The sequence below is a fragment of the Streptomyces sp. NPDC096176 genome (assembly GCF_044763255.1).
Classification (GTDB): domain Bacteria; phylum Actinomycetota; class Actinomycetes; order Streptomycetales; family Streptomycetaceae; genus Streptomyces.
On the sequence record NZ_JBIWFV010000006.1, the window covers coordinates 558,974 to 567,071 of the forward strand.

An 8,098-nucleotide genomic window follows, 5' to 3' on the forward strand; every position below is an offset into this window, starting at 1 on the left:
AATGACAAAGTGAAGAACCTGAAGAAGGCTGCTGCCCTCACCATGATCGCCGGCAGCCTGGTCGCCGCGGGCTCGGGTGTCGCGTCGGCCACCACCGGCGGTGCCCACGCCCACGGCGAGGCGGTCAAGTCCCCGGGTGTCCTCTCCGGCAACCTGATCCAGGCGCCGATCCACGTCCCGGTGAACGTGGTGGGCAACACGGTCAACGTGGTGGGCCTGCTGAACCCGGCGTTCGGCAACAGCGGCTACAACGGCTGACGCGTCGTCTTGATGCCCTACGGCCCCCGAGCGCTGCGCCGCCCGGGGGCCTACGCGTATCTGCTCTCCGTGCGGTACTTCAGGGCGCTGCCCATGGTTCCCGCGCCTGGTTCCCGCGCTGTGACCCGGAGTCGTGGGCGGCTCACGCCGGGGCCTCAGCCCCGCCCCCGCCCCCGCTCCCGCTCCTCCACGTAGGCGTTGTACGCCGCCACCTGCGCCCGTCGCGCCACACGCTCCACCGGTCGCAGCGCCTCACCCCGCGCCGCCATCTCCGACGCGCTCACCGCACCCCCGTGCCCGTTCTCGTAAGCCAACGAGACCAGCAGCCCGATGCGCTGCGCCAGTTCCAGCACCCGCACGGCCCGCGGCGGATACCCGGGCGCCAGCGTCTCGCCCGAGCCGCCCCGTTCCGCCCGAGCCCGGTACGCGTCCAGCGCCGCCTCCGCCACCGGACCCGACGCGGCCACGTCGAGCCGTGTCAGCGTCGCCGTCGCATCCCGCAGGGCCTCAGCGAGTTCGCGTTCCGCCTCGCCGAGCGACGGCACGTCCGCGGGCGGGGCCTCCCGTACCGGCAGGCAGTGCCAGACGACCTCCACGTGCAGGTCGTCGGCCGGGCCCGCCTCGTGGACCTCGGGCACCAGCCCGTACGCCGCACCCGTCGCGACGACGGCTTCCTCCGCATCGAGCGCCCGCGCATTGAACTCGGGCGGTCCGCTGAGCCCCAGCGGGTGGCCCGCGGAGGGCAGCGCGACCCGGAAGCCGGTCACGCCGAGCGCGCGCAGGCGCCCCAGCGCCAGTGTGAGCCCGACCGGGGCACTCTCACCGGGCAGACCCTCGACCCGGTGCACCGCGTCGTCGCCGACGATCGTGTGCGCGGCGCCGTCCGGGGAAACAAGTCCGGCCAAAAGGGCGTTTCCCCATGCGGCCAGCCGTCCTGAGCGTGGTTCCGAAAGCATGGCCCCAGCCTAGGGACCGGGCCGGGCGACTGGAGCACTCACCCGGTGGCGTAGATTTCCCTGGGTGGTGTGCCCACAGGTGCACCAGGTGCACAAAAGAACCCGAAACGCACCCGAACACCTCAAGACGATTGCATGGGGAGACTACGCGCTCATGAGCGATGTACTGGAGCTGGTGGACGTATCCGTGGTCCGCGACGGACGCGCTCTGGTGGACGACGTCTCCTGGTCGGTCAAGGAGGGTGAGCGCTGGGTCATCCTCGGCCCGAACGGCGCGGGCAAGACCACCCTGCTCAACATCGCCTCCAGCTATCTCTTCCCGACCGCCGGCACGGCGCAGATCCTCGGCGAGCGCCTCGGTGGCGTCGACGTGTTCGAGCTCCGGCCGCGGATCGGCATGGCCGGAATCGCCATGGCCGAGAAGCTCCCCAAGCGCCAGACCGTCCTGCAGACGGTGCTCACCGCCGCGTACGGCATGACCGCGACCTGGCACGAGAACTACGACGAGGTCGACGAGCAGCGCGCCCGTGCGTTCCTGGACCGCCTCGGCATGACCGAGTACCTGGACCGCAGGTTCGGCACGCTCTCCGAGGGCGAGCGCAAGCGCACACTGATCGCCCGCGCCATGATGACCGACCCCGAGCTGCTGCTCCTCGACGAGCCGGCCGCCGGTCTCGACCTCGGTGGCCGTGAGGACCTGGTCCGCCGCCTCGGACGGCTCGCCCGCGACCCGTACGCCCCCTCCATGATCATGGTCACGCACCATGTCGAGGAGATCGCGCCCGGCTTCACCCACGTTCTGATGATCCGTCAGGGCAAGGTCCTCGCCGCCGGTCCGATGGAGACCGAGCTGACCTCACGCAACCTCTCGCTCTGCTTCGGGCTGCCGCTTGTCGTGGAGCGCAACGGCGAGCGCTGGACCGCCCAGGGCCTCCCGCTCGGCTGACGGTCCGGAGACGGATGGGGCCGACCTGTTTCGCCCCCTGTCCCGGGCGCGTCCGGCGGACCTACCATGCCCATGTGGACATCGATGCATGGGTGTGGTGGCTGATCGGCGCGGTCGGACTGGGCATTCCGCTCGTGCTGACCGCCATGCCGGAATTCGGAATGTTCTCCGCCGGAGCGGTGGCCGCGGCCGTCGTCGCGGCCGTGGGCGGCGGCACAGTGGCCCAAGTGCTCGTATTCGCCGCCGTGTCGGTGGCGCTCATCGCCGTCGTGCGGCCCATCGCGATGAGGCACAGATCCCAGAGTCCCCAGTTCGCCAGCGGCGTCGACGCCCTGAGGGGCCGTCAGGCCGTTGTACTGGAACGGGTCGACGGCAATGGGGGCCGGATAAAGCTCGCCGGTGAGATCTGGTCCGCCCGCGCCTTCGACACTGCCATGGCCTACGAAGAGGGCCAGCAGGTCGATGTCGTCGAGATCGACGGAGCGACGGCCGTCGTCATGTGACACCCCGTCATCAGGCCCCGCCCAGCCGCCTCGTCGACCGCTCCGAACAACCACCCCGGCATCCGCACCGTCCATCCCCGTCCACCGACCGGACGACCGGGTCGGTCGCCCCGAAATCGACGCGACACGGCCGGTCGGAACGGACGAACGGCCCACAGCACAGCCCGTGTTCTGGGAAACTGATCATCAGACTCATCCGGCAGCGAAGGGCACAGGGAACGCGATGCAACCGATCATCATCGTCCTGATCATTCTGGTGGTGCTGGTCTTCATCGCCCTGATCAAGACGATCCAGGTCATCCCACAGGCCAGCGCCGCCATCGTCGAGCGCTTCGGACGCTACACCCGCACCCTCAACGCGGGTCTGAACATCGTCGTGCCGTTCATCGACTCGATCCGCAACCGCATCGACCTCCGTGAGCAGGTCGTCCCCTTCCCGCCCCAGCCGGTGATCACCCAGGACAACCTGGTCGTCAACATCGACACTGTCATCTACTACCAGGTCACCGACGCCCGCGCCGCGACCTACGAAGTCGCCAGCTACATCCAGGCCATCGAGCAGCTCACCGTCACCACGCTCCGCAACATCATCGGTGGCATGGACCTCGAGCGGACCCTCACCTCCCGCGAGGAGATCAACGCGGCCCTCCGCGGCGTCCTCGACGAGGCCACCGGCAAGTGGGGAATCCGCGTCAACCGCGTCGAGCTCAAGGCCATCGAGCCGCCGACCTCCATCCAGGACTCGATGGAGAAGCAGATGCGCGCCGACCGTGACAAGCGCGCGGCGATCCTCACCGCGGAAGGCATCCGGCAGTCGCAGATCCTCACCGCCGAGGGTGAGAAGCAGTCGGCGATCCTGCGCGCCGAAGGTGAGGCCAAGGCAGCCGCCCTGCGCGCCGAGGGCGAGGCCCAGGCGATCCGTACGGTCTTCGAGTCCATCCACGCCGGAGACGCCGACCAGAAGCTCCTCGCCTACCAGTACCTCCAGATGCTCCCGAAGATCGCCGAAGGCGACGCCAACAAGCTCTGGATCGTCCCCAGCGAGATCGGCGACGCCCTCAAGGGACTCAGCGGGGCGATGGGCAACTTCAACCCGATGGCGGGCATGGGCGGCGGCTCCGTACCCAAGCAGACCGGCGGCAACGGTAACGGTACGGAACGACGCGAGCAGCCCCCCATCGACTGACGCGCGCACCACTCATGCATGATCGGTGAGGCCCCTCGACCTTCATGGCGGGGAGGCGACTCACGGACCATGTAAGGAGATGGCGTTGTCCATCTGGGAAGCACTGGCGGTGTTCGCGGCCGGCGTCGGAGCCGGAACGATCAACACCATCGTCGGCTCCGGCACCCTGATCACCTTCCCGGTGCTGCTCGCCACCGGCCTGCCGCCGATCACCGCGAACGTCTCCAACGCCCTCGGTCTCGTACCCGGCTCCATCAGCGGAGCCATTGGCTACCGCGCCGAACTGCGCGGACAGACCGGCCGGGTCCTCCGTCTCGGCCTCACCGCCCTCGTCGGCGGCCTGGCCGGCGCTGTTCTGCTTCTCGCCCTGCCCTCGGACGCGTTCGACACCATCGTCCCCGTACTGATCGCCCTGGCGCTGGTCCTCATCATCGTCCAGCCACGCCTCGCCGCGGCGGTCCAGCGGCGTCGCGAAGCACAGGGCACCGAACCGCATCCCCACGGCGGCTCCGCCCTCCACACAGGCCTGCTGTTCGCGAGCGCGTACGGCGGCTACTTCGGCGCCGCCCAGGGCATCCTCTACCTCTCCCTCATGGGACTGCTGCTCGACGACAACCTCCAGCGCATCAACGCCGTCAAGAACATCCTCGGCGCCGTGGTCAACGGGGTCGCCGCTGTCTTCTTCCTCTTCGTCGCCGAATTCGACTGGACAGCCGTCCTGCTGATCGCGGTCGGGTCCAGCATCGGCGGCCAGCTCGGCGCCAGGATCGGCCGCAAGCTCAAGCCCGGCGTGCTGCGCGCCGTCATCGTCGTCGTCGGAACCGTCGCCATCGTCCAGCTGCTGCTGCGCTGACACGACGAGGCCCGCCCCCGGCGCAAGGGAGCGGGCCTCGTCGTCATGTCCTACGCGGCGGAGTCCTGCGCCGCAGTCTCCTACGCGGCGGAGTCCTGCGTCGCGGGCTGCGCCGACAGCCAGTCCGGCAGTGCGGCACGCTCACCCGACCGGAGGCCGAGCAGCATCGCCTCTGCCGGCGACGGCACGAACGGCTGGTGCAGCAGCGGCATACCCGCCTGCTCCGGCGTACGGTCGGCCTTGCGGTGATTGTCCTCGGCGCAGGAAGCCACCGTGTTCAGCCAGCTGTCTGCACCGCCCCGCGACCTCGGCACCACATGGTCCACCGTCGTGGCGCGCCGACCGCAGTAGGCACACCGGTGCTGGTCACGCACCAGCACACCCCGCCTCGACCACGGGGCCTGTCTTCGGAACGGCACCCGTACGTATCTGCAGAGCCTGATCACCCGCGGCACCGGAAGATCCACCGCGGCCGCACGCACACGAAGCGCGGGATGGGACTGCTCGACAACGGCCTTGTCCTGGAGCACCAGCACCACCGCACGGTTCAGCGTCACCGTCGACAGCGGCTCGAAGCTCGCATTGAGCACCAGTGTGTCCCGCATCCTGCCCACCTCCGTTCGCCCCGCCCAGCTCCCGTCGGCGGGCATCAGGCTTGGATCAACTCTGGCCGGGCGCGCCAAGATGGACAACGCAATATCTGTGCCTTGCCGGGGGAGGACACCAGGACCCCCGGCAACAAAACTGCCCTGCCCTGGTCTCTCCAAGACCAGGGCAGGGCAAACTCCGGACGAACTCTCGGCTTGCCTCAGCTCTGCGCGGGCGTCTCGTACTCGCCGATCAGGTGTGCACGAGCAATCGTGTGGAAACGCAGGTTGAAGCCGACGACCGCCGGTGACACATCAGCACCGGGCCCGAGCTTCTCGCTGTCCACCGCGTACACGGTGAAGACATAGCGGTGCTTCTCGCCGGCCGGGGGAGCAGCGCCTCCGAAGTCCTTCGAGCCGTAGTCGTTACGGACATGGACCGCGCCGTCGGGCAGCCCCTCGAACTTTCCGTTCCCCGCGCCTGCCGGGAGCTCCGTCACCGACGCGGGGATGTCGAAGAGCACCCAGTGCCAGAAACCGCTGCCGGTCGGTGCGTCCGGGTCGAAGCACGTCACGGCGAAGCTCTTGGTCTCCGCCGGAAAACCCTCCCAGCGCAGATGCGGCGAGGTATCGCCCCCGGCCTTCACCTGGGAGTCCTTCAGCACCGACCCCGGCTCGATGTCGTCGCTCACCAAGGTGAACGAAGGCACCGCCGGATGAAAGTCGTGGGGAAGCGGAGCCCTCTTGAGCTCGGTCACGTCAAACCCTCCGATTCGGCCGTCCTGCTTCTGTTGCCTTCTTCCGCCCCGAGACTAGAGCCAGTTGCGACGCCCGCCGACATCCGCCAGCCACTGGTTGAGGTATGCCGCCCAGTCGGTCGACGCGAAATCGTGGTGGCCCACCTTGAAGGCCTTGTACGAGTCGCTGCTCTCGCTGAACAGACCCGGCTTCTTGTCCATCTCCAGGACGACGTCCATCTCGCGGTCGTCGGCGACGAACGTCAGCTCGACCTGGTTCAGGCCGCGGTACTGCTGCGGCGGCAGGAACTCGATCTCCTGGTAGAACGGCAGCCGCTGGCGCGTCCCTCGGATGTGGCCGCGCTCCATGTCGGCGCTCTTGAACCGGAAGCCCAGCTGGATGAACGCCTCGAGAATCGCCTGCTGCGCCGGCAGCGGGTGGACGTTGATCGGGTCCAGGTCGCCCGAGTCCACGGCCCGTGCGATCTCCAGCTCGGTCGTGACACCGATCTCCATCCCACGCAGGAGCTGCCCCTCGATCGTGGTGATCGGGGTCTCCCAGGGGATCTCGAGGCCGAACGGCACGACGTGCACCGCACCGGCCTTGACCTCGAACGCGCCGCCGAGCCGCTGCTTGGTGAACTCGATGTCCTGCTTGACCTCCTGGTCGCCGCCCTCGACCTCGACCCGCGCCTGGAGACCGACGGACAGCCCCTCGATCTGCTGATCCACCGAGCCGCCCTGGATGCGCACTTCACCCTGGACCACACCGCCTGGGACGACGTTCGCCTCGGTGAGCTCCGTCTCGACGGAGGCGCCACCGGCGCCCATGCTCGCAAGCAGCCTCTTGAAGCCCATGCCAACTCCTTCTCGGTCTTGCCCCTGCATACGCGTTCACATACGCGTCTACATACGCGTCACGACCGTAGTCGGTTCCCTGTGGTTCTCCGCTGCCCCCCGGTACGCTCGAACGCGATGATCGAGAGCTCGGACCACACGCCGCTGCCGCGGGACTTCTTCGACCGACCGGTACTGGAGGTCGCCCCGGATCTGCTGGGCCGCACCCTGACCCGTCGGACCGACGAAGGCCTCATAGAACTGCGCATCACGGAGGTCGAGGCCTACGCGGGCGAGGCCGACCCCGGTTCCCACGCCTTCCGCGGCCGCACCGCGCGCAACGAGGTGATGTTCGGTCCTCCTGGCCATGCGTACGTCTACTTCACCTACGGGATGTGGCACTGCCTCAATGTGGTGTGCGGCCCAGAAGGCAAGGCGAGTGGAGTCCTGCTGCGTGCCGGCGAGGTACGGGTGGGCGCCGACCTGACGCGCAAACGTCGAATCTCGGCCCGCCATGACAAGGAACTGGCCAAAGGGCCGGCCCGCCTGGCCACTGCTCTCGACGTCGACCGGTCGCTGAACGGCGCAGACTTCTGCCTGGGTCCGACGGCCCCGCTTTCCCTGCTGCCGGGCGGGCAGCCGACGTCTGACCAGGTACGGAACGGCCCACGCACGGGAGTGGGCGGCGAAGGCGCCTACCACCCATGGCGGTTCTGGATCGACGGCGACCCGACCGTCAGCCCGTACCGGGCCCACGTGCCTCGAGGCAGCAGGCGCAGCGCAACTTGACTCGGGTACCCCGGACGCCTAACGTAGCCCGAGCCGCTTGAGACGGAGCACTGCAGTTCAGCAGTCCCGGAGCGGCCATCCACCTCTGACGACGAACCCAATCGGGTGCGATTTCGGCATGCCGAAATCAGGATCCTCTGGCTCGATTATGAGCTGCCAAGGAAATCGTCTAACGTGGTGATCACGCCGGAAGGCCGAAAGGCCGGAAAGCGCACCGAGTAAATCGGATCGGAAGATCTGATAAAGTCGGAACCGCCGGAAAGGGAAACGCGAAAGCGAAGAACCGGAAGGCAAGCAAGAAATTCTCTGCTCAGCAGAGAGCCCACCGGCCGGGAATCGGACACGAAAGAGTCTGATAGAGTCGGAAACGCAAGACCGAAGGGAAGCGCCCGGAGGAAAGCCCCAGAAAGTGTTCTGCGGGTGAGTACAAAGGAAGCGTCCGTTCC

10 protein-coding genes are annotated in these 8,098 nt (G+C 68.2%); 6 read left to right on the forward strand and 4 right to left on the reverse strand.

What is annotated here, in order from left to right; translation table 11 throughout:
- Positions 1-9: 9 nt before the first annotated feature.
- Positions 10-258 (forward strand): chaplin, encoded by a 249-nt coding sequence (locus ACIQ7Q_RS20180; protein WP_403863524.1) that lies wholly within the window; start codon positions 10-12, stop codon positions 256-258.
- Between the two features lie 155 nt (positions 259-413).
- Here ACIQ7Q_RS20180 and ACIQ7Q_RS20185 read toward each other — a convergent pair whose 3' ends face one another.
- Entirely contained in the window at positions 414-1,214 is an 801-nt protein-coding gene (locus ACIQ7Q_RS20185; RefSeq protein ID WP_403863526.1) for a hypothetical protein, read from the reverse strand.
- Between the two features lie 154 nt (positions 1,215-1,368).
- Between ACIQ7Q_RS20185 and ACIQ7Q_RS20190 the strand changes: the two genes are divergently transcribed.
- From ACIQ7Q_RS20190 to ACIQ7Q_RS20205, 4 genes are all read left to right on the forward strand, one after another.
- Positions 1,369-2,160, forward strand: coding sequence for an ABC transporter ATP-binding protein (locus ACIQ7Q_RS20190; RefSeq protein ID WP_403863529.1), 792 nt, complete (start codon positions 1,369-1,371; stop codon positions 2,158-2,160).
- A 74-nt stretch (positions 2,161-2,234) separates the two neighbouring features.
- Positions 2,235-2,663: an NfeD family protein gene (locus ACIQ7Q_RS20195; protein WP_403863532.1), complete on the forward strand. Its 429-nt coding sequence runs from the start codon at positions 2,235-2,237 to the stop codon at positions 2,661-2,663.
- A gap of 223 nt (positions 2,664-2,886) precedes the next feature.
- Complete coding sequence (locus ACIQ7Q_RS20200; RefSeq protein ID WP_403863535.1) at positions 2,887-3,849, forward strand: SPFH domain-containing protein; 963 nt, start codon at positions 2,887-2,889, stop codon at positions 3,847-3,849.
- 79 nt (positions 3,850-3,928) lie between these two features.
- Positions 3,929-4,702 (forward strand): sulfite exporter TauE/SafE family protein, encoded by a 774-nt coding sequence (locus tag ACIQ7Q_RS20205; RefSeq protein WP_403863536.1) that lies wholly within the window; start codon positions 3,929-3,931, stop codon positions 4,700-4,702.
- A gap of 80 nt (positions 4,703-4,782) precedes the next feature.
- Here ACIQ7Q_RS20205 and ACIQ7Q_RS20210 read toward each other — a convergent pair whose 3' ends face one another.
- The 3 genes from ACIQ7Q_RS20210 to ACIQ7Q_RS20220 form a co-directional block, all read right to left on the reverse strand.
- Positions 4,783-5,307, reverse strand: a complete 525-nt coding sequence (locus ACIQ7Q_RS20210) for an HNH endonuclease (protein ID WP_403863539.1) — start codon at positions 5,305-5,307, stop codon at positions 4,783-4,785.
- Between the two features lie 203 nt (positions 5,308-5,510).
- Positions 5,511-6,047 carry a YbhB/YbcL family Raf kinase inhibitor-like protein gene (locus tag ACIQ7Q_RS20215; protein ID WP_403863541.1) on the reverse strand — a complete coding sequence of 179 codons (537 nt, stop codon included), beginning with the start codon at positions 6,045-6,047 and terminating at the stop codon, positions 5,511-5,513.
- Between the two features lie 54 nt (positions 6,048-6,101).
- Positions 6,102-6,884 (reverse strand): sporulation protein, encoded by a 783-nt coding sequence (locus ACIQ7Q_RS20220; protein WP_403863544.1) that lies wholly within the window; start codon positions 6,882-6,884, stop codon positions 6,102-6,104.
- Positions 6,885-7,001: 117 nt separating this feature from the next.
- On the opposite strand from ACIQ7Q_RS20220, the gene ACIQ7Q_RS20225 reads away from it, so the two are divergent.
- Positions 7,002-7,652, forward strand: coding sequence for a DNA-3-methyladenine glycosylase (locus tag ACIQ7Q_RS20225; RefSeq protein ID WP_403863547.1), 651 nt, complete (start codon positions 7,002-7,004; stop codon positions 7,650-7,652).
- Positions 7,653-8,098: the final 446 nt, after the last annotated feature.

What these genes read in the sequence shown, in the direction of transcription:
- ACIQ7Q_RS20200 (WP_403863535.1), top strand. Translation starts at nt 2,887, where the DNA reads ATGCAACCGATCATCATCGTCCTGATCATTCTGGTGGTGCTGGTCTTC.
- ACIQ7Q_RS20190 (WP_403863529.1), top strand. Translation starts at nt 1,369, where the DNA reads ATGAGCGATGTACTGGAGCTGGTGGACGTATCCGTGGTCCGCGACGGA.
- ACIQ7Q_RS20210 (WP_403863539.1), bottom strand. Translation starts at nt 5,307, where the DNA reads ATGCGGGACACACTGGTGCTCAATGCGAGCTTCGAGCCGCTGTCGACG.
- ACIQ7Q_RS20225 (WP_403863547.1), top strand. Translation starts at nt 7,002, where the DNA reads ATGATCGAGAGCTCGGACCACACGCCGCTGCCGCGGGACTTCTTCGAC.
- ACIQ7Q_RS20185 (WP_403863526.1), bottom strand. Translation starts at nt 1,214, where the DNA reads ATGCTTTCGGAACCACGCTCAGGACGGCTGGCCGCATGGGGAAACGCC.
- ACIQ7Q_RS20220 (WP_403863544.1), bottom strand. Translation starts at nt 6,884, where the DNA reads ATGGGCTTCAAGAGGCTGCTTGCGAGCATGGGCGCCGGTGGCGCCTCC.
- ACIQ7Q_RS20205 (WP_403863536.1), top strand. Translation starts at nt 3,929, where the DNA reads ATGGCGTTGTCCATCTGGGAAGCACTGGCGGTGTTCGCGGCCGGCGTC.